Source organism: Streptomyces sp. A1136 (genome assembly GCF_004795055.1).
GTDB lineage: Bacteria > Actinomycetota > Actinomycetes > Streptomycetales > Streptomycetaceae > Streptomyces.
The window spans coordinates 1-507 of record NZ_SSBJ01000394.1; the positions used below are offsets into that span (position 1 = coordinate 1).

Below are 507 nucleotides of genomic sequence, written 5' to 3' on the forward strand. Positions count from 1 at the left end.
CGGTCGACGATGGAGTCGCGGTTGCGCTCCAGCTGCTCCAGCTCGTCGGTCAGGACGCGCAGCCGGGGTTCGAAGGCGGCGGCCCACGCCGCGGCGTGCTCGGGCAGGGCGGCTGCGGGCAGTTCGCGGATCTGCTGGCGGGCCGGGGTGCGGACCTGCTCGTAGCGGGTGGCGTTGGCGTGGCGCACCAGGATGTCGGAGGCCTCGCGCACCGCGGAGTCGGCCGCCGACAGGTCGCCGGAGCAGCCGCGCAGGGAGCGGCGCGCCTCGGCGGCGGACTGGCGGGCCTCCTCCAGGCTGCCCGGGTAGGGCTCGGGGGCGCTCTCGTCCTCCGGCGTCTGCCCGTTGTCCCGCAGCAGGTCGCGCAGCAGCGCCGCCGTCTCGTCGAAGCCGCCCGCCGCGTCCTCGGCCGCGCGGTGCGCGCTGAGCAGTTCGGCGTGGGCGGCGCGGGAGGTCTCCAACTCGTCGGTGCGCGTGGCCAGTTCGGCCGTCGCGGTGCGCAACAGC

The 507-nt window shown here is 76.9% G+C and carries 1 pseudogene; it reads right to left on the reverse strand.

Annotated elements, in window-relative coordinates:
- Positions 1-507: pseudogene (locus tag E6R62_RS39205) on the reverse strand (hypothetical protein); the annotation flags it as partial.